This window comes from Epilithonimonas pallida (assembly GCF_900182975.1).
GTDB classification, from domain to species: domain Bacteria; phylum Bacteroidota; class Bacteroidia; order Flavobacteriales; family Weeksellaceae; genus Epilithonimonas; species Epilithonimonas pallida.
Genome location: NZ_FXUO01000002.1, coordinates 1 through 24,191, shown reverse-complemented (window position 1 = coordinate 24,191; position 24,191 = coordinate 1). Strand labels below are relative to the sequence as shown.

The following is a 24,191-nucleotide window of genomic DNA, read 5'->3' as shown; positions in this document are numbered from 1 at the left end:
TGATTCAAATTCGTGAATACATTTTACATTAATACGTTGTACAATTATTTTAATTTTTCATTATTCTGATGTCGGTCTTTGTCTCTATCAGTTTTAATTTTCATTTTTTTATCGAAAGCCGATTGCAAATCCGTCCCAGTTTGATTAGCTAAGCAAAGTGTTACAAAAAGAACATCAGCCAATTCTTCTCCCAGATCTTTGGATTTGTCGGATTCTTTTTCTGACTGCTCACCATATCTTCTGGCGATGATCCTCGCAACTTCGCCTACTTCTTCTGTCAGCATAGCCATATTGGTCAGCTCATTGAAATAACGAACGCCAATGGTTTTTATCCATTCATCAACTTGTTTCTGAAGAGTTGTGATTTCCATTATTGATAGGCACCTAAAGTTGCAGGATAAGTCCGAGTAATTCCTACAATATCTTTAATAGTATTGTTATTATTTAGATTTGTACCCTTCTTTTTTGCAGGCGAGTCATCCTTCACTCTAAGATTCATTTTCTGGGTGAAATAATTCTGGAATTTCGGATCTTCATTTTTAATATTAGAATTATCAGGATTCAGGCCGGAATTAGAAGTGAACTTTAATAGAGAGTTTTTAAAATCTGTAATAAAACTTCCGCCATCAACTTTAGTAAATGCAATCATATCTGGAACATCACCATACACGATAGAATTTTTTACATTCAAAACCGGATTTCCTACAACTCGTTCATCACCGTTTTGATAAATATTACTGGCAAAGATTCCAACAGCAGGCATTGACGAATTCAGATCCCAATAATTTGCAATGGTGCAATAATTAAGGTTATAAGTTCCACCACCGGCAATTGCGAGGTCAGCCTCACCACAGTTGTTCATCACTAAATTATTAGCAGTAATATTAGCAGCAATACCATAGATTCCTATGTTTTGGAAAGTATGGATGATTGTATTATTAATTTTTGCATCATTCTTTTTCAACTGAAGGCCGACGTTACCGCCAAAGATTCTGGCGTAATTCATATTAAGAAGAGATCCTTCTTCCATTTTGATGCCGTTCCAGTTGGCAGGAAGCGTGTCATATTTTGTGTCACTTCTATCGCCCCGGAAAATTACTTCGTTGCTCAATTCACCATTTACAGTCAATCCGGAATTTTTTGCGAAATTCATACCGCTGTTTTTCCGGAAATAGACTTTCGTGCCTTTTTCCATTGTCAAAGTTTTACCTTCTGCAACATTCAGATTACCGAAAATTACTTTTACTTTGTCTTTAGTCCAAGTTGTATTTTCGTTAATTGTTACAGGGTTTTCTCCAGTTTGAATAAAATACTCAGCATCCTGAACGACAGAGAATAGTGTTACTTTTTGTTCGCCGGCTGGTGAGCTGAAAACCACTTTGTCTTCGGCAATTGCTTCCGGAGCATTGGCAACCGGCGCAATTTCTACAAAAACATATAGACTATCTTTTCTTCTCAAGGCTACGTTTTCGAAACTAGTTCCTGTTTTTCCATCCACATTGATTCTGTAAAGAGAAGAATTTCCACCTTCAAGCGCAATTCTTGGAATCAGAACATCCTTATTTTCATTATTATAAACCTTCACGGCATAAGTTTCCGAACGCATTTGGTTATAAACTGTATCGCAAAAAACGGTGTCAGTAGAGAATCTCAAAAGCTGAGTGGGGGAATCGAAAGAAATATCATCACGATTACAGCCTGCCAAAAGCAAAAGTGACCAAAATGCAATTCCAAAAAGTATTTTAATTTTCATTTATCTTGTTTAATCTTCAAAACTACAAAATTTAAATTTTTATTTTGTGAAGCGGATGATATTTTTAATAATAAAGAAAAAACCCTTTCAGAGTTTCAAACTCTGAAAGGGTTGCCGTTTTAAATCATTACTCTTTTATAAATTTCTTATTTATCAGGACACCAGATTTGGAAGTTACAGTAATGATATGAGTTCCTTTTTTAAGTTTTGAAATATTAATGGATTTTTCTGAATTGGGAATTTGTTTAACAATTTTTCCGGAAAGGTCTGTTATTCTGATATTTGAAACTTCTTCTGAGAAAGTGAGATTGTCTTTCGCAGGATTTGGCGCAATAGTGATGGGTTTCAAAGAAATATCCTTAGCATCTAAAGCAGGACCATTTACTGTATATGAAACAGCTTCTGATTCTATATTTCCTGCGTAAACAGCTCTTACATAAACCGTAAATGCGTTAGTGAGAAAATCACACCCATCAGTAATCCCCCAACGTGAATCACATCCTAAAGAAGTCTCAGTTTGAAATCGATATAATTCATTGCCACGATAGATATTGTATCCAATCAGTTCATTACGAGGTGTTTCTGGTTCTTGCCAAGAAAGGGAGAAGATATTATTGTAAGGAAATATATGGGTGTGAAACCAATTAAGATTTTGAACAGGATTCGTTTGTGAAACTACTAAATTACAAGCAATAATTGTAAAAATAAAAAGGAAATATTTTTTCATAAGTATTAGTTTAATTAGTTCAAATATAGCATTTTAAATGTTGTGATTTAATATCTGATGTTCAAAATTTTAATAATTATTCAATGTAATGTAGGTTTATATAAAACAATCACAAAAAACTAACTAACATTTGTTAGTTTGATAAAAAAGTGTATTTTTGAATAAACCGCATTCAATTATCAAAACTGAGAACAATAGATTGAATGTCAAATGTTTAAATATGCAAATCACTGAAAAACATTTTTTAAACAAAGAAATTAACCTGACTGATTTACTGAAATCAGCTTATCGTCTGATGTTTACAGCCAAAACGATGACCGATTTGTTTGAACAGGAAAAAAAAATCACTTCGAAATATGTTCACGCCACTTCTCGCGGACACGAAGCTATTCAATTGGCTGTAGGAATGCAGTTGTTACCACAGGATTTTGTGAGTCCTTATTATAGAGACGATTCAATTTTGTTGGGCGTTGGATTAACGCCTTACGAATTGATGCTTCAGCTTTTAGCCAAAAAAGATGATCCGTTTTCCGGTGGTAGAACTTATTATTCTCATCCTAGTTTGCGACGAGGCGATTTTCCGAAAATGATTCACCAAAGCTCCGGAACAGGAATGCAGGCCATTCCAACCACCGGAATTGCAATGGGAATGAAATATAAAGAGGAAATCGGAATTGATGATAATTTTGAACAAAAGCCAATCGCAGTTTGTTCACTCGGCGATGCAAGCTGTACAGAAGGCGAAGTTTCTGAAGCATTTCAAATGGCCGCTCTTAAACAATTGCCAATTCTTTATCTCGTTCAGGATAACGAATGGGATATTTCTGCCAACGCCAAAGAAATCCGTGCACAGGATATTACAGAATATATGAGAGGTTTCAACGGCATCGAAACCAGAACCATCGACGGAACAGACTTTATCAAATCTTACGAAACAGTAAAAGAATGCATCAGAATCATCCGTGAAGAAAGACGACCAATGTTGATTCATGCAAAAGTTCCTTTGCTCAATCACCACACTTCTGGTGTAAGAAAAGAATGGTACCGCGATGATTTAGAAGAATGCGCAAAGAATGACCCTTTAATCAAATTAAGAAATAAACTTTCAGAATTTAGTATAGAAGATTCTGAAATTGAATCGATTGAAAAAGAAGTTGCTGAACTGGTACGAATCGATTTTGAAAATGCTGTTTTAGCGGAAGACCCAAAGCCTGAAGATACTTACAAACACGATTTCGCACCAACACCAATTACCGAAGAAAAAGGAGAACGTTCTCCAAGCGGAAAAATCCCAACCGTAATGGTAGATTGCGCATTATTCGCCATCAGAGAATTGATGCAGAAACATCCGGAAGCTTTATTGTATGGGCAAGATGTAGGTTTAAGATTAGGCGGTGTTTTCCGTGAAGCGATTACTTTAGCCGCGCAATTTGGGGAGAAACGGGTTTTCAATACGCCAATTCAGGAAGCATTTATCGTTGGTTCAACAGTCGGGATGAGCGCCGTTGGATTGAAACCGATTGTCGAAGTTCAGTTCGCAGATTACATTTGGCCGGGCTTGAATCAGCTATTCACGGAAGTTTCCAGAAGCTATTATTTGTCTAATGGAAAATGGCCGGTGTCAATGATTCTGCGTGTTCCGATTGGCGCTTACGGAAGTGGCGGACCTTACCACTCGAGTTCTGTGGAAAGTGTTTTGACGAATATCAAAGGTATTAAAATCGCTTATCCTTCAACAGGCGCAGATTTAAAAGGTCTAATGAAAGCCGCTTTCTATGACCCAAATCCTGTTGTGATGCTTGAGCACAAAGGACTTTATTGGTCAAAAATCGAAGGAACAGAAGCAGCAAAAACGATAGAACCGGACGAAGATTACATCATTCCGTTTGGAAAAGCCAGAGAAGTTTTGCTTTGTGATAATCAAAAAGATAAGCCAACTGTGACAATCATTACTTATGGAATGGGCGTTTATTGGGCTTCGAATGCAGCGAAACAATTTGATAATCAAATAGAAATTATCGATTTAAGAACACTCGCACCTTTGGATGAAAACTGTGTTTTCGAAAGTGTGAAAAAACATAACCGATGCATCGTTTTGACAGAAGAGCCTGTAAACAATAGCTTTGCACAAAGTCTGGCAGCGAGAATCAGTGAAAATTGTTTCAGACATCTGGATGCGCCTGTAAAAGTAGTTGGTGCAAAAAATCTTCCTGCAATTCCTATCAATTCTGAATTGGAGAAAGAAATGCTGCCGAACACAGAAAAATTAATTAAAGAAATAGAACAATTATTGAAATATTAATTAAACCACAAAAGGGACAAAAGGAATTTTAAAAATCAATGATATAAAGAGCAAAAAAGATAATTCTCAAACCATTTTGTCTTTTTTGGACTTTTGAAGAACTTAAAGAAATATGTATAACTTTTGTGACTTTTGTGGTTTAAAAACTTAGCTGAGCGTCAGCGCCTTTGTGACCCTTAAAATATTTTCAATAATGTCAAAAAAAATCTTTGTGGATTTTGTGTTAAATAAACAAGATTAATAAAATGGAATTAGATTTAATTACAGATAAAAAAATTAAAATCAATAAAAAAGAATTGATTTTGTCAGAAGCCGCCAAGCTTTTCAAAGAAAAAGGTTTCGGCGGAACAAGTATGCGCGACTTGGCAGAAAAAGTCGGAATGGAAGCCGCAAGTATGTACAATCACATCAAATCCAAAGATGAAATTCTGGAATTGATTTGTTTCAAAATTGCCAATCAATATATTTCCCAATTGCAGGAAATCGAAAATACCAACCAAAGTTTTCAGGACAAATTGAGAGCAATTATCGGACTTCACGTTCAGTTGATTATCGAAGATTCGGCATCGGTTTCTGTAGCGAATAACGATTGGAAATATCTTTCCGAAGAGAAGAAAAATCAATACAAACAAATCAGAAAATCTTATGAAAAGAGGTTTGCCAACATCATAGAACAAGGAATGGGAAGCGGAGAATTCAAAAAAATGAATGTATCTGTAGCTCTTTTCACGATGTTATCATCAATCCGATGGATAGAATTATGGTACAAACCAAGCCGCGACATCACACCGCAGGAATTGGAAGATGGTTTGAAAACTTTGCTAATGAATGGTTTAAATAATTAATTTAAATCTTAGCTATGCGTAAGCGGCTTTGCGGACTTAAAAACATATAGTTAATCAAAAAAAACTTAGCGCACTTTGCGTTAAAAAATAAATGTCAGTAGTTTTTCATCCTTTAAGAGTAAAAAAAGTCAAGAAAGAAACGCAGGATTGTGTTTCGGTGAGTTTTGATGTGCCTGCAGAATTAGCAGAACAATTCAAATTCACACAAGGACAATATTTGACATTCCGACAAATGAATGGCGAGCAAGAACTGCGTCGTTCCTATTCTATTTGTGCAAGTCCGTGCGAAGGCGAGTTAAAAGTGGCTGTGAAAAAAGTTCCAGAAGGTTTGTTCTCCTCTTTTATGAATGACAGTCTGAAAGAAGGCGATGTTTTGGAAGTGATGCCGCCAATGGGAAAATTCTATACAGAACTCAATCCTGAAAACAAAAAAACATACATTGCTTTTGCTGCAGGAAGTGGAATTACACCAATTATTTCGATTATCAAATCAGTTTTGAAAAACGAGCCTCAAAGCCAATTCATCCTGATTTATGGAAACAAGAATAAAGGAACAATTATTTTCAAAGAAGAAATAGAAGCTTTAAAAAACCGTTTTATGGAACGATTGAGCATTTATCACATTCTCAGCCGAGAAGTGGCAGATGCTGACTTGTTGAGCGGAAGAATCAATTCTGAGAAAGCGGAATCATTCCTCAGGAATATAATTCCGGCCGAAAAAATCGATGAGGTTTTCCTTTGCGGACCGGAAGAAATGATTCTGAGTGTGAGAGATACTTTAATCCAATCCGGTGTTGAAGCTAAGAAAATTCATTTCGAATTATTCTTCAGTACGGCTTCTGCTGAAAAGAAAAAAGAACACGAGCTGGCAATAAATCAATCTGATGATAATTTTAGCAAAGTCACTGTGAAATTGGATGCAACCGCTTTGAAATTGGATTTGGCTTATCACGGACCAACGATTTTGGATGCGGCTTTACAAAACGGCGCAGATTTGCCTTACGCTTGCAAAGGTGGAGTTTGTGCGACTTGCAAGTGTAAATTAGAGAAAGGTGAAGTAGAAATGGACATCAATTATTCTCTCGAACCGGACGAGATTGCAGCAGGGTTTATTTTGTCTTGCCAGGCACATCCGAGATCGGAAGAAGTGGTTGTGAATTTTGATATTAAATAAAATAATAATTATGGCAGCTTAATCCGCCTTCCGCTCCCAATCTTTTTATTTTTTTGCAAAAAATAAAAAGGATTTCCGCTCAAGTCGGGCTGCAGATTCGGTGTAAAATAAGTAAGGCTATAACCACAAAGTTTGTCATTCCGTAGGAATCTAACCTTAGCTGTAGAGATTCCTACGGAATGAAAAATGATAATTTAGAATTTTTCTTAGCTAAGTTTTACGCCTTTGCGAACTTAAAAACAGTTAGTAGTTAAAAAAACTTTGCGCGCTTTGCGTTCAAAAAACAAAAGAAAATGGAAACAACAGAAATCAATTTAGAAGAACATTTTCAGAATAAAATAGATAACGAAATCCGTATTGAACCAAAAGACTGGATGCCGGATGCGTACAGAAAAACTTTGGTTCGCCAGATTTCTCAGCACGCGCATTCAGAGATTGTAGGGATGTTGCCAGAAGCCAACTGGATTACGCGTGCACCAACACTCAACCGGAAAAAAATCTTGTTGGCAAAAGTCCAAGACGAAGCCGGACACGGACTTTATTTATATTGTGCTGCCGAAACTTTGGGCGTTACAAGAGATGAAACGATTAGCGATTTGCATTCCGGGAAAGCCAAATATTCCAGCATTTTCAACTATCCGACTTTGACGTGGGCGGATATGGGCGCAATCGGATGGTTGGTAGATGGCGCCGCGATTCTGAATCAGGTTCCGCTTTGTAGAGCGTCTTATGGACCTTATGCCAGAGCGATGGTCAGGATTTGTAAAGAAGAAAGTTTCCATCAGAGACAAGGTTACGAGCTGATGATGAAGTTGGCTCAAGGTTCGCCGGAGCAGAAAGCAATGGCTCAAGATGCATTCAATCGTTGGTGGTGGCCAACTTTGATGATGTTCGGACCCAAGGATGCCGACTCTGGAAACACAGAACTCTCGATGAAATGGAGAATCAAACGTTTCACTAATGACGAGCTGAGACAGCGTTTCGTAGATGTTTCCGTGCCACAGGCTGAATATCTGGGCTTGACGATTCCAGACCCAGATTTGAAATTCAATGATGAAACAGGACATTACGAATTCGGAGAAATCGATTGGGACGAGTTTTGGAAAGTGGTCAAAGGAAACGGACCTTGCAACAAAGAAAGAATCGAAACCCGCAAAAAAGCCTTCGATGACGGCGCTTGGGTAAGAGAAGCCGCAACCGCTTATCACGAGAAAAGAAAACTAAGAGAAGAACAAAACAGAAAAACAGTTTAAAATAAGCAGAACGATGAAAGACTATTATCTCTCATCTATCTGTCTCTAATCTGAAATATTATGCAAAATACAGAATGGCCACTTTGGGAGGTTTTTATCAGAAGCAGACAAGGTCTTGATCATAAACACGTTGGAAGTCTTCACGCCGCTGATGCAGAAATGGCAATACAAAATGCGCGCGATGTTTACACGAGAAGGATGGAAGGCGTTAGCATCTGGGTTGTAGAATCCAAGCACATCCATGCCACCAATCCCGATGATTCCGAAGCCTTTTACGAACCTTCGGAAGACAAAGTATATCGTCATCCGACGTTTTACCACGTTCCGGAAGAGGTGAAAAATATGTAAAAAAATTCCCCTCCCTTGGAGGGGCAGAATTTCAAATATTTTGAAATTCGGGGTGGTTTATAACGTCAATTACAAATAAAACCAATGAACAATAATTATCTCAATTATATATTACAGCTCGCCGACACCAGCCTGATACTCGGTCAGCGCCTCTGCGAATGGTGTGGAAAAGGTCTAGTCTTGGAACAGGATATTGCAATGTCAAATATTGCTCTGGATTTGTTGGGAGAATCTTCCAACTATTATCAGTATGCAGCCAAAATTCAGAATGAAGGGAAAACAGAAGATGATTTAGCTTTCCTGAGAAACGAACGTGAGTTCAAGAATTTGCTTTTAGTTGAAAGAGAAAATGGACATTTTGGAGATACGATTGCAAGACAATTTTTTTTCGATGCCTATCATCATCTTCTATTGACGGAACTGAAACATCATTCCGATTTGAAACTCGCTTCCATTGCCGAAAAGTCTTTGAAAGAAGTAACTTATCATTTAAAATGGAGCAGCGAATGGATGATTCGTTTAGGCGACGGCACAGAAGAAAGTCACAACAAAATCCAGAAGTCAGTGAATGACTTGGTGGACTTCACAGATGAAATGTTCATCCCAACTAACTGGGAGTTAGAATTAATTGAACAAAACAGCATTCCGGATATCAGAACTTTCCGAACCCAATGGGAAACAAAAGTTCTGGAAATCCTGAATGAAGCAACTTTGTCTGTTGATTTCTCAAAATCGAGACAATTAACAGGCGGAAAAGAAGGAAAACACACAGAGAAAATGGGTTACATCTTAGCCGAAATGCAAATGATGCAACGCACTTATCCTAATATGGAATGGTAGAATTATAAGCAAAGGCGCAAAAGCTGTGGATATAAAACTGCCTTAAGTCGCAAAATATAGCGCACAACTTTGCGACTTAAAACATTGAATTAATCAAAATTATTCATCGCCTTTGCAATAAAATAAAATGACAATTACGGAAAAAAATATATGGCAAATCTTAAAGGAGGTTTCCGATCCGGAAGTTCCCGTTCTCAATCTTTTGGATTTGGGAATTATCCGTGATGTGAATCTTAATGAAGATGAAATCGAAGTGATTGTGACGCCAACATATTCCGGCTGTCCCGCCACATCAATGATTAATATGTTGATTAAACTGAAACTGATTGAAAAAGGTTTCAATAACATAAAAATTACCAATCGACTAAGTCCGGCTTGGACCACCGATTGGATGACGGAAGAAGGAAAACAAAAACTGAAAGCTTACGGCATCGCACCACCTGTTTATTCAAAAAATAATGACGAATTATTCTCAAAAACAGATGAGGTCGAATGTCCGCTTTGTAGTTCGAAACGTACGCATTTGGTAAGTCAGTTTGGTTCCACAGCGTGCAAAGCATTATACCAATGCGATGATTGCAAAGAACCTTTTGATTATTTTAAATGCCATTGATGTTGTCAGTTTATAGTTGTTAGTTATAAAGTTGTTTTTCTTCGCTAAGTTTTACGCCTTTGCGAACTTAAAAACAGGTAGTAGAAAAAAAATTTATGCACTTTGCGTTAAAAAACTTGAAAGTCATTGTACTTTTTACATAATACATTTTACAAAAAAGAATGAAAATAGGAATAGTTGGTAGCGGCGCAATGGGAAGCGGAATAGCACAAGTTTTGGCAACAGCCGGAAACGAGGTTTTGTTGTACGACAGCAATCCGATTGCCGTAGAAAAAGCGGGACAAAATCTCGAAGCGCAGTTCCAAAAATTAGCCGAAAAAGGAAAGCTGACTTACGAAGAAGCGGAAACTTATTTTGATAATATCCGATTGAGCGATAAATTATCAGAACTCAAAGATTCAGAATTAATCATCGAAGCGATTATCGAGGATTTAGAAATCAAAAAAGATTTATTTCAAAAATTGGAAAGTTTGATTTCCGAAGATTGTATTTTGGTGACAAACACGTCATCCTTATCCATTGCATCCATTGCATCGGCTTGTCAGAAACCAGAACGTGTAATTGGAATTCATTTTTTCAATCCTGCACCTTTGATGGCTTTGGTAGAAATTATTCCTGCTGTCCAGACTAATAAAGACTTAATTTTAAAAACAAAAACTTTAGTAGAAAGCTGGGAAAAATTACCGGTAATTGCAAAAGATACACCTGGATTCATCGTCAATCGTGTGGCAAGACCATTTTACGGCGAAGCAATCAGAATTTCAGAAGAAGGTATCGCTGATTGTGCAACCATTGATTTTGCAATGACGAGCTTAGGCGGATTCAGAATGGGACCATTTCAATTGATGGATTTTATTGGTCACGATGTGAATTACCGAGTGACGGAAAGTGTCTTCAAAGAATTTTTCTATGACCCAAAATTCAAACCGTCATTCACTCAAAAACGATTATTCGAAGCGGGATTTTTCGGGAAAAAGACTGGAAGAGGATTTTATGATTACTCCTCAAATGCGGAGCAAATAAAACCCAATGAAAATCCAGAAGTATTAGAATTAATATTCAAAAGAATCTTGGTAATGCTGATGAATGAAGCCGCTGACGCTTATTTCTTAAACATCGCTTCCGCAGAAGACATCGATTTAGCAATGACAAAAGGCGTGAATTATCCAAAAGGTCTTTTAAAATGGGCAGATGAATTCGGATTAAAAAATCTCCAAAACGAACTCGACGAACTTTATGATTTCTACCACGAAGACAGATACAGATGCAGTCCGGTTATCAGAAATTTAGTAAAACAAAATAAAAAATTTTATTAAAATCATTTATCGATTATCATTTATCAATCATAAAAAATGAACAACGTATATATAATAGATGCCATCCGAACGCCAATCGGAAAACTTAAAGGGAGTTTATCTTCTGTTCGTCCCGACGATATGGCGGCTTTTGTCATCAAAAAATTATTGGAAAGAAATCCTAATATCGACCAAAGCAGAATCTACGATGTTGTTTTAGGCTGCGCTAATCAAGCGGGTGAAGACAATCGGAATATTGCAAGAATGTCGGCATTGCTTTCTGGTTTGGATTATCGAGTTCCCGGCGAAACGGTCAACCGACTTTGCGCTTCCGGTTTGTCGGCAGCGATTAATGCTGCAAGAGCAATCCAAGTTGGCGATGCTGATTTGATGATTTCTGGCGGTGTTGAAAATATGACACGCGGTCCATTAGTGATTTCAAAATCGGAAAGTCCTTTTGGTGGCGATGCTAAAATCTATGATACGACTTTCGGTTGGCGATTCATTAATCCGAGAATGAAAGAAATGTACGGCGTGGATGCAATGGGCGAAACTGCTGAAAACCTGGCAGAGCGTGATAATATTTCCCGGGAAGACCAGGATTTGTTTGCTTTTAATTCTCAACAAAAAGCTAAGGCTGCACAAGAAAACGGAAGATTGGCACAGGAAATTGTTGCCGTTAATATTCCTCAGAGAAAAGGAGAGGATTTGATTTTTGATAAAGATGAATTCCCGAAAAATGACACTACTCTGGAAGGCTTGTCAAAATTAAGAACTGCTTTCAAAAAAGATGGAACGGTCACTGCGGGAAATGCTTCCGGATTGAATGACGGTGCGGCGGTAAACTTATTAGCATCAGACAACGCCATTAAAGAATTTGGATTGACGCCAAAAGCAAGAATCATTTCGAGCGCGGTTGTCGGTGTTGAGCCAAAGTTTATGGGAATTGGTCCGGTAAAAGCAGCCAAATTAGCATTGCAAAAAGCAGGCTTAAGCTTTAATGATATCGATGTTATTGAACTGAATGAAGCATTTGCTGCACAAAGTTTAGCGTGCATCAGAGCTTGGAATTTAGATGATAACGACCATAGAATCAATCCGAACGGCGGCGCCATTGCGCTTGGGCATCCGCTGGGAATGAGTGGCGCAAGAATCCTGAATTCTGCAATGTATGAATTACAAAATCAAAATAAAAAATATGCACTGGCAACAATGTGTGTTGGTTTGGGGCAAGGTTTTGCAGTGATTATTGAGAAAGTTTAAAGCAGACAGATAGATGATAGACTAATAGATAATAGAAAATTAGTTCTGTGATTAAAAGTCTCTCATCTATCCGTCTATTATCTATAAATCTAAAAGAATATGCAACTAGAAAATTACGCGCTCGGAAGGTGGATAAAAGGAGAAGGAGAAGGGCAGGCTTTATATAATTCTATCAATGGGGAATTAGTCGCCACTGCGACTTCCAAAGGTTTGGATTTTGGCGAAATGATGGATTACGCCAGAAAAATTGGTGGTCCGGCTTTGAGAAAATTGACATTTCAGGAAAGGGGGCTGATGTTGAAGAAACTCGCTTTTCATTTGATGGAAAAGAAAGATATTTTCTACAAGGTGAGTTGGGCAACAGGTGCAACCAAAGCTGATTCCTGGGTGGATATCGAAGGCGGCATTGGAAACCTGTTCTCGAATGCATCGCTGAGAAGGCAATTTCCTGACTTACCTTATTATATCGATGGCGATGCAGTGAAGCTTTCTAAAGAAGGAACTTTTATCGGACACCATATTTGCACACCTAAACGTGGTGTTGCGATTCATATTAATGCCTTTAATTTTCCGGTTTGGGGGATGTTGGAGAAAATAGCGGTCAATCTGTTGGCTGGCGTTCCGGCAATTGTGAAACCTGCTACAGCAACAAGTTTTTTGACCGAAGTTGTGGTTAAAGAAATTATCGCTTCTCAAATTTTACCGGAAGGAAGTCTTCAATTGATTTGCGGCTCAGCCAATGGAATTCTGGATCATGTGACAATGGAAGATGTGGTGACGTTTACAGGTTCGGCTTCCACAGGGAAAATGCTGAAATCTCATCCAAAAATTATTGAAGAATCGGTGCCTTTTAACTTGGAAGCAGATTCTTTGAACGCAATGGTTTTAGGCGAAGATGCAAAACCCGGAACAGCTGAATTTGATTTGTTTATTAAGGAAGCGACTCGCGAAATGACAACAAAGGCTGGACAAAAATGTACGGCGGTCAGAAGATTATTAATTCCTGCCAATTTGGTTGAGGATGTGCAGATTGCGCTTGGACAAAGACTTTCAACCGTTGTCATCGGCGACCCGAATGTCGAAGGTGTAAGAATGGGTGCTTTAGCGAATAAAGACCAGGTGAAAGAAGTTTCCGAGAAAGTTCAGGAATTATCTAAAACTCAGGAAATCGTTTTCGGAAACCTGAATGATTTTGAGGTCAAAGGTGCGGACAAAAACAAAGGCGCATTCATTTCCCCGATCTTATTCCTTAATTCCGACCCTTTTAAATACACGGATTGTCATAATATCGAAGCTTTTGGACCAGTCAGCACCTTAATTCCTTATAATAATTTGGAAGAAGCAATTGAACTGGCAAGAATGGGAAAAGGTTCTCTTTGCTGTTCGGTGGTGACGGCTGATGATGATTTTGCAAGAGATTTTGTCATCGGAGCTGCGTCTATGCACGGCCGAATTCTGATTCTCAATTCAGACTGTGCTAAAGAAAGTACAGGTCACGGTTCGCCTTTACCGATGCTGATTCACGGCGGTCCGGGAAGAGCTGGCGGTGGTGAAGAAATGGGCGGAAAGCGAGGTGTTCTTCATTATATGCAACGTACGGCGATTCAGGGTTCTCCAACGACTTTGACACATATCACGCAGCAATATCAATACGGTGGAAAACAATGGGAAGATAATATTCATCCTTTCAGAAAACATTTTGAAGAACTGAAAATTGGCGAAACTTATATCACTGCGAAACACACGGTTACAGAATCTGATATTACCAATTTTGCGAATGTTTCCGGTGATAATTTCTATGCGCATATGGATGCAACGTCTTTGGAAGGAACGATATTCGAAGGTAGGGTTGCTCACGGCTATTTCATTTTGAGCAAAGCCGCAGGATTATTTGTAGACCCGAGAAAAGGTCCTGTTTTACTGAATTATGGTTTGGACGAATGCCGTTTTGTGAAACCCGTTTATCCCGGAATGACAATTGGCGTGAAGTTTACCTGTAAAGAAAAAATCAGTCAGGAAAAACGTGATGAAGAAGATATCGCCAAAGGAATCGTGCGATGGCTAGTCGATGTTTATGATGAGACTGGAGAGACTGTCGCGATTGCTACGATTTTGACAATGGTAAAAAAACTTAATCAAGAATAAACTTAAGAAACAAAGAGAAAAGAATAAAGATAAAAGATTGCGATACGAAATTTTTATTCTTTCAATTTTAATATTAATCAATGGAAGCATACGTAAAATCAACCATACAAAACGGAATCGGAACTATTGAGTTTTTTCATCCGCAAAGCAACTCGATGCCGAGTTCTCAACTTAAAAATCTGGTAGAAGAAATTAATGACCTCAGTAAAAATGATGAGGTCAAAGTTATTATTCTGAAAAGTGGCGGCGAAAAAGCATTCTGTGCTGGCGCATCTTTTGACGAATTAATTTCCATTAAAGACTTCGAAACTGGGAAAACTTTTTTCTCCGGCTTCGCCAATGTTATCAATGCGATGAGAAAATCCTCAAAACTGATTATAGCAAGAATCCACGGGAAGGCTGTTGGTGGCGGAGTTGGAATTGCGTGTGCGGCGGATTATACATTTGCAACGGAAAACGCTTCGGTTAAGTTGAGCGAGTTGGCGGTCGGAATTGGACCTTTCGTCATCGGACCTGTTGTAGAAAAGAAAATAGGGACTTCGTCTTTTGCGCAATTGGCAATTAATGCTACCGAATTCTATTCTGCAGAATGGGCGAGAGAAAAAAATATGTACCAAGATGTTTATGAAACGCCAGAGGAAATGGATGCGGAAATCAATCTCTTGGCAGAAAAATTGGCTAAATCAAATCCAGAAGCAATGTCTCAACTGAAAGAGATTTTCTGGAAAGGAACAGAACATTGGGATGATTTATTATCGGAAAGAGCAGGAATTAGTGGAAATCTTGTTCTCTCAGATTTTACTGTAAATGCTATTAATCGATTTAAGAATAAATAAAAAACCGCCATTCATTTTGAGTGGCGGTTTTAATTTAAACTAACTAAAACTATTAGTTTTACTTAAGTTTTCATCATTATTAGTTTATCTTAATTTTTTGATCAAATGGTTCGCTTTTGTTATACCAAAATTAGTAAGACATTTCTGATTCTGGTAGTGTATAAATTACCAATTTTAAAATTCAGTATTTATACGTAATAGGTTTTATTTTATAAAAAAGCCTCATCAAAAAATGATGAGACTTAAAAATGTATGGATTGGTTGGTTTTTCAGATTTGTTCCAGAAAATTGTGGTTGTAAGTTTTCAGGACTGCCGGTTTTTCATTTTTACCGTTTCTCATCCGCATGACTTTGAAAACATTTTCCCTGGTTTGGATTACTTCGAACAAGCTATGATTTGTCCCGATAGAAATAAATGGCTTTGCAACGAAGGTTCCTCTTGGCGTTCTCACTGTTGCAGAGACTTCGATAATCGGACAAATTCCACGTTTTTCTGATTTCCAAATAGTGTGAGGCTTTACAAAAAAATAGTGATTGGAACAGAAAACTGTCATATATGAAATCTCACCTGTAATGATATAGTCCGTCGAATTGATTATTTCTAATGGGGTAGACATAAGGTAAATGTTGATTAATTTATTTTTTACATTTTCTTATGTCAAAGTAATAACAAATATGAAGATTATATTAGAGTAGAAATACTGAATTTGTGGTTATAACTTGATTGGAACAGGATGGATGTCATTGATAACCGCATAAATAACGATCCCAACCGTATTTCTTGCCCCTATCTTATCAAGGATTCTTTGGCGGTGACTTTCCACAGTCCTTGGACTCAGGAAAAGAATCTCGGCAATTTCCTGATTGGTTTTCTCTTTACAGATCAGCTTTACCACATCTATTTCACGTGCGGTCAGCGTTTCTTCGTTTTCGAAAAGCGATTTCTTTCTTGCCGGGGAATTCAGATAAGTGCTTAGCATCTGATGATCCTCTTTTGTAAAATACATTCCGTTTTTGTAAACAGCTTCAATAGCTTCTATGAATATAGCTTTGCTGGAGTTTTTTGGTAGAAAGGCAGAGACGCCTAACTTTACCATATAACCAAGAACACTGCTTTTGTAATGAGATGAAAGAATAATAATCTTAAGCTCAGGATAACGTTTTTTCAGGATCTCTACCAATTCGAAACCGTCCATTGGCTGCATTTGCACATCAATCATGGCAATATCCGGAAAATTATCGGATGTGGTATTTTCCAGATGAGACAATGTTTCTGCACCTCCGGTTGCCATAAAATCTACCGAGATATTCTCTTTTGCTGAGAGCAGCATTTTAATTCCTTCCAAAATCAGTTGCTCATCATCAACCAAAATAATTTTAATTTTTTCACTCATCATTTATTTAATTAGGAATATTAATAATTAAACGGCTTCCAAAACCTATCCTGTTTTTCCATTTGTAGAAGCCTTTCACAGAAACAATTCTGGATTCGATGTTTTTAAGGCCCATTCCTTTGCTGGCTTTCTGATAATCAAAACTTTCTCCGTTATCAGAAAGGATTATTGTAAGGTTTTTTTTGTGCTTTCTTATATAAACAATCACTTCATTAGCATTAGAATGTTTGAGCACATTGGTTGTAAACTCCTGAATCACTCTATAGATCTGTACCTCTGTAAAAATGTCCTTTTTCTCATATTTCGAATCTATATTAAGGATAAGATTGAGGTTATTGGAAAGACTGGTCACCAATTCCTGCAAATATAGGATTAATCCCAGTTTTTCAAGATTAACGGGATAAAGAGAATGTGAAATATTTCTGGTTGAATCTATCAGTTCTGTAATTTGTGAGGTAATCACTTTTTTAGAAGCTTCCTGGTTTTCTGGCTCAAGATTATTCAGCCAAAGCGAAAGAATGTTCAGCCGGTTTCCGATATCATCGTGGACAGAAATGGCGATTCTTTTTCTTTCGTCTTCCTGTCCTTTTATGTTTTCCAAAGTTAATTCTTTCTGATGTTCGATCTCTGCCTGAAACTGTAGATCCTTTTCCTGGATAATCCTTTGTATGAAACTTTTGTAAGCGAGTAATATAAAGGATATGATGATGATTAAAACAATAATCAACACAACCAGAAAAATGATATTAAGTTTTACTTCTTTAATTGTAGAAATGTTTTAATTAATAAAGCATAAACGATACAGACCAGTAAGTTATTGATCACCCAAACTGTTGCGAATTGATCTTTTGACAAAAAAATAAGCTGGTTCTGGATCAGAAACATAAATATGCTCACTGTAAAATATAAAAAGAACATTTTATCGTTCAGTTGGAACGGACTTTTTGTTTTCACATTCTTAATATCTTGGATCAAAGAATAGCTAATCAAACTAATCATTATTATATTGGAAATGGCTTTGGAATAATCATTATTATATTGATGCTGAGCCAGGATCCTGTCCGCTGTCAGAAAAAATAAACTTAACAGCCCGGTTACTATAAAAGATTTTTTACTGAGATTTAATTTTTTAATAAATATTCCTGTGACGGTGAAAAATTCCCCTGCAATATAGACTGGATATAGGAAAATATTGCTTTTAATCCCAAACAAAGGAATGAAAATATACGAATTGGACTCAATAAAAGCAATGAAAATGATATAATAGATATACCATTTTTCATTCTTTGTAAAGACTCCGAATTTAACAATCCCAATGATAAGTGCTATAAATAATAGGACAACTGACAGCTGTCCTAAAATATCATACAATGTTCCCATAAATTATCCACCTGGTGAAGTAGTGTACGGAGGATATGGTTTTGTCCAGTCGTAAGTGTTCGATGGGTCTGGTTGTACTGCATAAACACCTCCGGGAGCATTGATTCTTGGGTCATTTTCATTGGCAACAAAAATTAAAGTCGCTAATAATCTCTGATAAACTAAAGAATATTTGAAACCAAAAACACATACAATGTCGTGTACATTTTCTTTGTTGTGTATAAGATCAGCTTTAGGAATATAGAAACTTTGGAAGAGTCTTTGTCCTTTGAACTCCAAAGATTCTCTTTGCAAATAATCCATTGCATTTTCTTTCCAGGACTCTATTTCTTCCACAGCTTTTAACTGCCCTGTAATTGGTTTATCCATAATTGGAAAATCAATATCAGAATCTTCTTTGCCTTTGCTCAGGTCTTTTGTCAGGGTATAAGTGCTCGTTAAAGTGTAAGTTTTGGTTTGCTTTAACGTAAGATCACTTTCCAGATATTGCAAAGGAGAAAACTCATAATTGTCTAATTTTATCACATCGCCGGTGCTTGTCCTTGGTGTTAAAATCAAAACCAGTTGATTTTCCCAGACACCAATATCTGCACGGAAATAAGTTTCTTCTTGATTTTCTTTATCAAACCACTCTATCTGTTCGCGGGATAAGATAAAGACCTGTTCAGGTGAGATTACTTTTTGTATTTCGGAATAGTTCGACTTAACTTCTGCCCATCTTTGAACAGCAGTTGTGTAATCCTCAAGAGTTAAGATTGCCATAAGTTATTATATAATTTTAGTTGGGGATAAAAATATACAAACAATTTTAAAGAGGCAATATCAATAAGTGATTATTAATAAATATGAGATGTGAATTATGTCAATTGTTCAATGAATTTTAAAATCAAGATAAAATCTTATTTTATTAAACTAAAAATTTGCATAATGAAAAATAATTCCTATTTTTGCATCCTCAAAACCAGAGTTAGGATCCATTACATCCGATGCTCATATTATAACAAATTTTAAAACTTCTGAAAATGAAACAAGGCATACACCCAGAAAATTATAGATTGGTAGTTTTCAAAGATATGAGCAACGACGAAATGTTCCTTTGCAAATCTACTGCTGAAACTAAAGATACTATCGAGTTCGAAGGTCAAGAATATCCTTTGATCAAAATGGAAATCTCTTCTACTTCTCACCCTTTCTACACAGGTAAAACTAAATTGGTTGACACTGCAGGTAGAGTTGATAAGTTTATGAACAAATACAAAAAATTCGCTAAGTAATCTTAGTTAATTTGTACAAATATCAAAGCCTTTCGGAGTTCCGAGAGGCTTTTTTTATTATTTTTGTACCAAGTTGGGTAAAACCAACAACTATCAACTAACAACGATAAACCAAAGATGCAACTCGTATTTTCAGACGCACAATATTGGGAAGATTTTCTTCCGCTTACTTTCACAAGACCAGTTGCAGAAATGCGAATGGGAATCCTGACTTTCTCAGAAAGATGGAAAAAACTGCTTGAGATTGATGATGTTTTCTACATCACAGAAAATTACCTTCAGAACAAATATAAAAAACCGGAGCCTAAACAAAGCTTGTTCATTGTTCCGAATTTCTTTCCTTCAGATGAGGTTTTGAAACAGATTAAAGAACTTCAGCCCGGCGAAGCTTTGGTTTATGAGAACGAAGTGTTGGTGGCCAATATCAATATGGACAATTTCTCTTTGAATCAAATCTCCAAAATGACCGACATCCACGAGAAATTGTTTTTCATTGAGAAGCCTACCGATATTTTTTCTTATAATGACAAAGCGATTGACTTCGATTTTAAATTGTTGACGGAAGGAAGGCAATCTCAGGAATTATCTTCTACCAACGGATTCATTGGAGAAAAAGAAAACCTTTTCATAGAAGAAGGAGCAATGGTAGAATTCTCAACGTTGAATTGCAAAACCGGGAAAATCTACATCGGGAAAAATGCCGAGATTATGGAAGGTTCCAATATCCGTGGATCATTAGCACTTTGTGAGGATTCTAAGATCAATCTCGGAACCAAACTTTATGGCGGAACGACAATTGGACCGCATTCCAAAGTGGGCGGCGAAGTCAATAATATTGTAATTTTTGGTTATTCTAATAAAGGTCATGACGGTTTTGTAGGGAATTCGGTGATTGGTGAATGGTGTAATCTTGGCGCAGATACCAATTCATCCAACCTTAAAAACAATTATGCATCGGTAAAACTTTGGAATTACAGGAAGAAAAGATTTCTGGACACAGGTTTGCAATTTTGTGGACTGATAATGGGTGACCATTCCAAAACAGCAATCAACACGCAGTTGAATACAGGAACTGTTGTCGGAGTTGCAGCTAATATTTTTAAATCAGGATTTCCACCAAACTTAATTGATAACTTCTCCTGGGGCGGAATGAAAGGCGATGAAAAATTCAAACTGGAAAAATCTTACGAAGTCGCAGAAAAAGCAATGGAACGCAGAAAAATTGCTATTACCGAGACCGATAAAGAGATTTTGAAGCATATCTATAATGAGTTTTAGTTTAAAACTCATTTTTTGTTTTCAATTTAACTTAGTTTATAATCGGTAAAACAGTTTTATCTCAAAGTTTCCTTATTTTTGCGGTTAAGTAAAATTGATTTTATTCTTAGTGACTAAAATCTAAAATCTATATCTTATAATGAAGCAGTTTCTTCTTTGGCTTTTTGCAGCATTGTTTTTGGTGAGTTGTGCCAGAGTTGGTTCCCCTGTGGGAGGAAATAAGGATACGATTCCGCCAAAAATGATTGGATCGAATATTGACTCGGCAAGAATCAATGTGCCAAGAGATATCAAAAAGCTCAGAATTGATTTCGATGAATATATTACGTTGAAGGATATCAGCAAAAACCTGATTGTTTCTCCACCAATTAAATATACCAAGATTATCCCTTCATCTACAGGTAACAAATACCTGCAGATCGAATGGAAAGATTCCCTTCAGGCTAATACAACTTATAATTTTAATTTTGGAAATTCGGTTGTTGACCTTAATGAGAGTAATGCTCTGCCTTATTTTAATTTTGCCTTTTCGACGGGTGAAAAGATCGACGATTTGTACATCAGCGGAACTATTTCGGATGCTTTAGGGGATAACAAAAATTCCGAGGGCAAAGAAAAAAATCTTGTAATTGGCCTTTATCAGGTAAAAGACACAATGAACTACCGTCAGAAGCCGTATTATATTACCAAAGCTGATCCTGACGGCTATTTTGAATTGAATTATCTGACTCCGGGAAAGTACAGAATTATTGGTTTTGATGACGAGAATAACAACTCGATTTACGATTCAGGAAAAGAAGGTATAGCCTTTCAAAAAGAAGAAATTAATCTTGAAAATAGTATCTCGGGTCTCAAGCTTAAAACTTTTCCTTCTCAAAAAACGGTTAAGTATAAAGAGATGTCGGTTTCTACTGGTGGGGTTTTGATGACCTTCGAAGGCAATCCGGAAAAAGTAGTGGTGAAAACCGTTGGTGACAAACCTGCTGATTACAAAGTGACGCACAAAGCCAAATCGGATTCTGTAAGAATTTGGTTTGATGCGGCGAAAGAAAATATCGGCGCAACAGTCAGTGAAAATCTGAAATTCTCTTACGATACAGGTTCCAAACAAGATACAATGTCTGTATTTTATAAAAAACCGGCTAAAGAAGATATGACGATTGCCAATCCTTTTTCTAACAAATTGGCCCCGGAAACAGATTTTAGATTCTCATCCAATTATATCATTAATAAAATTCAGCCTGAAAACTGGAAATTAGAAGCTGACAGCACCGCTCAGGATTTTACTGCAAGAATTTCAGAATTGGATTCTACACAAGTTATTATTAAATCTAATTTTGTTTCAGGGAAAAAATACAAATTAACGGTTCCGAAAAATACAGTCATATCTTTTTATAATAGACTCAGTGAAAGTGTCCGGTTTGATTTCGAAGCTGCGAAGCCGGAAGAATTTGGAAGTTTTACCGCCAATGTCATCAATCCACCGACTCAGAAATTTTGGATTCAATTACTCAATGAAAAGAACGAACCTGTTTATCAGCAATACACCAACCAGCCTGTTGTGAAATTCATTAATCTAAAACCGGGCTCATACAGACTCAGGATGTTGGTTGATAATAATGATAACGGTTATTGGGATAGTGCAGATTTTGCAGCAGGTACTTTGCCGGAAGATGCTTACTTATTTAAAAAAGCAGGAGATAAAGAGGTAATGAGTAAGATTAATGTCCGCCCAATGTGGGAGATTAATGAGAATTGGGATATTACTAAAGAAGAGCAACCTGTCAATTGAAAAAAATAATATTTTGGATCGCCGTAGTTTTTGTGGCAATACAGTTCATTCCTGTTGATAGGCAAAACAAACCTATCGATAGTAAAAATAACTTTGTTGACATCTACAAAACGCCGCAACATATCAAAGTCATTCTTAAGAATGCTTGCTATGATTGCCACTCAAACGAAACGATATATCCTAATTATGCTTACGTTGCTCCAATTTCCTGGACGATAAAAGATCATATTAATGAAGGTCGTGAGCATCTCAACTTTTCTGAATGGGGGATTTATAATAAAGAACTTAAGGAAAACGCTATCGAAAAAACGGTAAGTTCAGTCCGTGATCTTCAAATGCCATTACCTTCTTATATTGGTTATCATCCTTCAGCAAATCTTACCACAAAACAAAGAACGGATTTGGAAAATTATTTTTCCAGTTTAAAATCAAAGTAGTCTTAATGTGATTTTTATTAATAAAGCAAATATTTTATATATTTGGCAAAAAATAGAAGTTATGGATAAGCTATTAATTGCAATGGCTCTAATTTGTTCATTTGTCGCAAAATCTCAACAGAATGATGTTGATGATCAGGATGAGAAGAGAAATCTTATAAAAGTAAATCTTACTTCCATTGCTTTTCGTAATTTCCAGTTTGCTTATGAGCGAACTATTACCAAAAGATTTGGTGTACAGGTTTCTTATGGATTCATTCCAACTGGGCAGGTTCCGTTAGTCGACGAATATATCAAAGATGAGAATATCAACAATATAAAAATGAGTAGTAGTAATTTTACCTTAGAACCAAGGATTTATCTTGGCCGGGGCTACGGACACGGTTTTTATTTAGCGCCTTATTATAGATACTCTCATTTTAATATAGATAATCTAACCTATAACTATAGATCGGAAGACCCTGAACATTTGGGTGAAAAGATTCCGATTGCATTTACCGGAAAAACCAATTCGAATAATGTTGGTTTAATGATTGGAGCGCAGTGGTTGTTAGGAAGAAAAGATAACTGGGTTTTAGATGTTTGGTTTATCGGCGGTCATTATGGAGGTGCTACGGGTACTATCACAGGTAGATCCGGCAGGCCATTAAGTCTATATGAGCAGAATCAGTTAAGGAAGGATATTGAAGATTTGGATGTCAGTTTGTTTGATTATAAAGTGACTACAAATTCGAGTGGTGCGGTAATAGATTTGGATTCTAAATGGCTTGGGGTTAGGTCCGGAATTTCTTTCGGCTATAGGTTTTAAAATAATGGATATAAAATAAAAAGTGGCAATTCTTAAGGGGTTGCCATTTTTTTATTTCCCATGTAATCTATAACAACAAGGAATTGTCTGAAAAAAATCTATTGTTGGGATTTTAATTAACTTTAATTTTTCTACAAATCTGAATCTTTATCAATTGTTGATAATAAAGATAAATTTGCTGTTAATAATAATAACTCAAATTAAATTCGCTATTAATTAAAAAATTAATTAGGTTGATAGTCAGTGTAGTTATCAAATACCTGTTTAATTTTTGCGGATATAATTTGCGGATTAAATAAATAGCCCTACTTTTGCAACCGCAAATCAGAAGTGATGAGCAGCGCAGGAGAGCAGTAATATAGTGATGGTTTGGTTAATATGTTTTTAGGAGCAGGTTAAAAAAAACATTTCAAAAAATTTGCTGTAATAAAAAG

The 24,191-nt window shown here is 36.6% G+C and carries 24 protein-coding genes; 16 read left to right on the top strand and 8 right to left on the bottom strand.

What is annotated here, in order from left to right; translation table 11 throughout:
- Positions 1 to 44 precede the first annotated feature (44 nt).
- The 3 genes from QOL71_RS03300 to QOL71_RS03290 all read right to left on the bottom strand — a co-directional run bounded on the left by QOL71_RS03300 (position 45) and on the right by QOL71_RS03290 (position 2,480).
- Positions 45 to 371 (bottom strand): nucleotide pyrophosphohydrolase, encoded by a 327-nt coding sequence (locus tag QOL71_RS03300; RefSeq protein ID WP_283415554.1) that lies wholly within the window; start codon positions 369 to 371, stop codon positions 45 to 47.
- Complete coding sequence (locus tag QOL71_RS03295; RefSeq protein WP_283415553.1) at positions 371 to 1,753, bottom strand: hypothetical protein; 1,383 nt, start codon at positions 1,751 to 1,753, stop codon at positions 371 to 373. Before QOL71_RS03295 ends, QOL71_RS03300 begins: the two co-directional genes overlap by 1 nt.
- A 127-nt stretch (positions 1,754 to 1,880) precedes the next feature.
- Positions 1,881 to 2,480 carry a T9SS type A sorting domain-containing protein gene (locus QOL71_RS03290; protein ID WP_283415552.1) on the bottom strand — a complete coding sequence of 200 codons (600 nt, stop codon included), beginning with the start codon at positions 2,478 to 2,480 and terminating at the stop codon, positions 1,881 to 1,883.
- Between the two features lie 220 nt (positions 2,481 to 2,700).
- Between QOL71_RS03290 and QOL71_RS03285 the strand changes: the two genes are divergently transcribed.
- The 11 genes from QOL71_RS03285 (at position 2,701) to QOL71_RS03235 (ending at position 15,394) form a co-directional block, all read left to right on the top strand.
- On the top strand, positions 2,701 to 4,782 hold the full coding sequence (locus QOL71_RS03285; RefSeq protein ID WP_283415551.1) for an alpha-ketoacid dehydrogenase subunit alpha/beta: 2,082 nt from the start codon (positions 2,701 to 2,703) through the stop codon (positions 4,780 to 4,782).
- A 245-nt stretch (positions 4,783 to 5,027) separates the two neighbouring features.
- Positions 5,028 to 5,627: a TetR/AcrR family transcriptional regulator gene (locus QOL71_RS03280; protein WP_283415550.1), complete on the top strand. Its 600-nt coding sequence runs from the start codon at positions 5,028 to 5,030 to the stop codon at positions 5,625 to 5,627.
- Between the two features lie 91 nt (positions 5,628 to 5,718).
- Positions 5,719 to 6,801, top strand: coding sequence for a 1,2-phenylacetyl-CoA epoxidase subunit PaaE (gene paaE, locus QOL71_RS03275; protein ID WP_283415549.1), 1,083 nt, complete (start codon positions 5,719 to 5,721; stop codon positions 6,799 to 6,801).
- Between the two features lie 293 nt (positions 6,802 to 7,094).
- Positions 7,095 to 8,054, top strand: a complete 960-nt coding sequence (paaA, locus tag QOL71_RS03270; protein WP_283415548.1) for a 1,2-phenylacetyl-CoA epoxidase subunit PaaA — start codon at positions 7,095 to 7,097, stop codon at positions 8,052 to 8,054.
- Between the two features lie 60 nt (positions 8,055 to 8,114).
- A complete protein-coding gene (gene paaB, locus QOL71_RS03265; RefSeq protein WP_063970555.1) occupies positions 8,115 to 8,402 on the top strand; it encodes a 1,2-phenylacetyl-CoA epoxidase subunit PaaB in 288 nt (95 codons plus the stop codon).
- A gap of 84 nt (positions 8,403 to 8,486) precedes the next feature.
- The gene (gene paaC / locus QOL71_RS03260; RefSeq protein ID WP_283415547.1) at positions 8,487 to 9,242 is read left to right on the top strand and encodes a 1,2-phenylacetyl-CoA epoxidase subunit PaaC; all 756 of its coding nucleotides are present in this window, start codon (positions 8,487 to 8,489) and stop codon (positions 9,240 to 9,242) included.
- Between the two features lie 127 nt (positions 9,243 to 9,369).
- Positions 9,370 to 9,855 (top strand): 1,2-phenylacetyl-CoA epoxidase subunit PaaD, encoded by a 486-nt coding sequence (paaD, locus tag QOL71_RS03255; protein WP_283415546.1) that lies wholly within the window; start codon positions 9,370 to 9,372, stop codon positions 9,853 to 9,855.
- Positions 9,856 to 10,016: 161 nt separating this feature from the next.
- Positions 10,017 to 11,171 carry a 3-hydroxyacyl-CoA dehydrogenase NAD-binding domain-containing protein gene (locus QOL71_RS03250; RefSeq protein ID WP_283415545.1) on the top strand — a complete coding sequence of 385 codons (1,155 nt, stop codon included), beginning with the start codon at positions 10,017 to 10,019 and terminating at the stop codon, positions 11,169 to 11,171.
- A 36-nt stretch (positions 11,172 to 11,207) separates the two neighbouring features.
- The gene (pcaF, locus tag QOL71_RS03245) at positions 11,208 to 12,413 is read left to right on the top strand and encodes a 3-oxoadipyl-CoA thiolase (RefSeq protein WP_283415544.1); all 1,206 of its coding nucleotides are present in this window, start codon (positions 11,208 to 11,210) and stop codon (positions 12,411 to 12,413) included.
- A gap of 99 nt (positions 12,414 to 12,512) precedes the next feature.
- Complete coding sequence (paaZ, locus tag QOL71_RS03240; protein WP_283415543.1) at positions 12,513 to 14,558, top strand: phenylacetic acid degradation bifunctional protein PaaZ; 2,046 nt, start codon at positions 12,513 to 12,515, stop codon at positions 14,556 to 14,558.
- A gap of 80 nt (positions 14,559 to 14,638) precedes the next feature.
- Complete coding sequence (locus QOL71_RS03235) at positions 14,639 to 15,394, top strand: enoyl-CoA hydratase/isomerase family protein (RefSeq protein WP_283415542.1); 756 nt, start codon at positions 14,639 to 14,641, stop codon at positions 15,392 to 15,394.
- A 269-nt stretch (positions 15,395 to 15,663) separates the two neighbouring features.
- On the opposite strand, the gene QOL71_RS03230 is transcribed toward QOL71_RS03235, so the two are convergent.
- The 5 genes from QOL71_RS03230 to QOL71_RS03210 all read right to left on the bottom strand — a co-directional run bounded on the left by QOL71_RS03230 (position 15,664) and on the right by QOL71_RS03210 (position 18,930).
- Positions 15,664 to 16,011: a hypothetical protein gene (locus tag QOL71_RS03230; protein ID WP_283415541.1), complete on the bottom strand. Its 348-nt coding sequence runs from the start codon at positions 16,009 to 16,011 to the stop codon at positions 15,664 to 15,666.
- Positions 16,012 to 16,107: 96 nt separating this feature from the next.
- Positions 16,108 to 16,791 carry a response regulator transcription factor gene (locus QOL71_RS03225; RefSeq protein ID WP_283415540.1) on the bottom strand — a complete coding sequence of 228 codons (684 nt, stop codon included), beginning with the start codon at positions 16,789 to 16,791 and terminating at the stop codon, positions 16,108 to 16,110.
- Positions 16,792 to 16,795: 4 nt separating this feature from the next.
- Positions 16,796 to 17,518 (bottom strand): sensor histidine kinase, encoded by a 723-nt coding sequence (locus tag QOL71_RS03220; RefSeq protein WP_283415539.1) that lies wholly within the window; start codon positions 17,516 to 17,518, stop codon positions 16,796 to 16,798.
- A 23-nt stretch (positions 17,519 to 17,541) separates the two neighbouring features.
- The gene (locus tag QOL71_RS03215; protein WP_283415538.1) at positions 17,542 to 18,168 is read right to left on the bottom strand and encodes a hypothetical protein; all 627 of its coding nucleotides are present in this window, start codon (positions 18,166 to 18,168) and stop codon (positions 17,542 to 17,544) included.
- Positions 18,169 to 18,171: 3 nt separating this feature from the next.
- Positions 18,172 to 18,930, bottom strand: a complete 759-nt coding sequence (locus tag QOL71_RS03210; protein WP_283415537.1) for a hypothetical protein — start codon at positions 18,928 to 18,930, stop codon at positions 18,172 to 18,174.
- A 260-nt stretch (positions 18,931 to 19,190) separates the two neighbouring features.
- On the opposite strand from QOL71_RS03210, the gene QOL71_RS03205 reads away from it, so the two are divergent.
- The 5 genes from QOL71_RS03205 to QOL71_RS03185 all read left to right on the top strand — a co-directional run bounded on the left by QOL71_RS03205 (position 19,191) and on the right by QOL71_RS03185 (position 23,757).
- A complete protein-coding gene (locus QOL71_RS03205; protein WP_283415536.1) occupies positions 19,191 to 19,442 on the top strand; it encodes a type B 50S ribosomal protein L31 in 252 nt (83 codons plus the stop codon).
- 117 nt (positions 19,443 to 19,559) lie between these two features.
- Positions 19,560 to 20,720, top strand: coding sequence for a GlmU family protein (locus QOL71_RS03200; RefSeq protein WP_283415535.1), 1,161 nt, complete (start codon positions 19,560 to 19,562; stop codon positions 20,718 to 20,720).
- 139 nt (positions 20,721 to 20,859) lie between these two features.
- On the top strand, positions 20,860 to 22,512 hold the full coding sequence (locus QOL71_RS03195; RefSeq protein WP_283415534.1) for an Ig-like domain-containing domain: 1,653 nt from the start codon (positions 20,860 to 20,862) through the stop codon (positions 22,510 to 22,512).
- Positions 22,509 to 22,949 carry a heme-binding domain-containing protein gene (locus tag QOL71_RS03190; RefSeq protein WP_283415533.1) on the top strand — a complete coding sequence of 147 codons (441 nt, stop codon included), beginning with the start codon at positions 22,509 to 22,511 and terminating at the stop codon, positions 22,947 to 22,949. Before QOL71_RS03195 ends, QOL71_RS03190 begins: the two co-directional genes overlap by 4 nt.
- A 61-nt stretch (positions 22,950 to 23,010) precedes the next feature.
- Positions 23,011 to 23,757, top strand: a complete 747-nt coding sequence (locus QOL71_RS03185; protein ID WP_283415532.1) for a DUF3575 domain-containing protein — start codon at positions 23,011 to 23,013, stop codon at positions 23,755 to 23,757.
- Positions 23,758 to 24,191 lie beyond the last annotated feature (434 nt).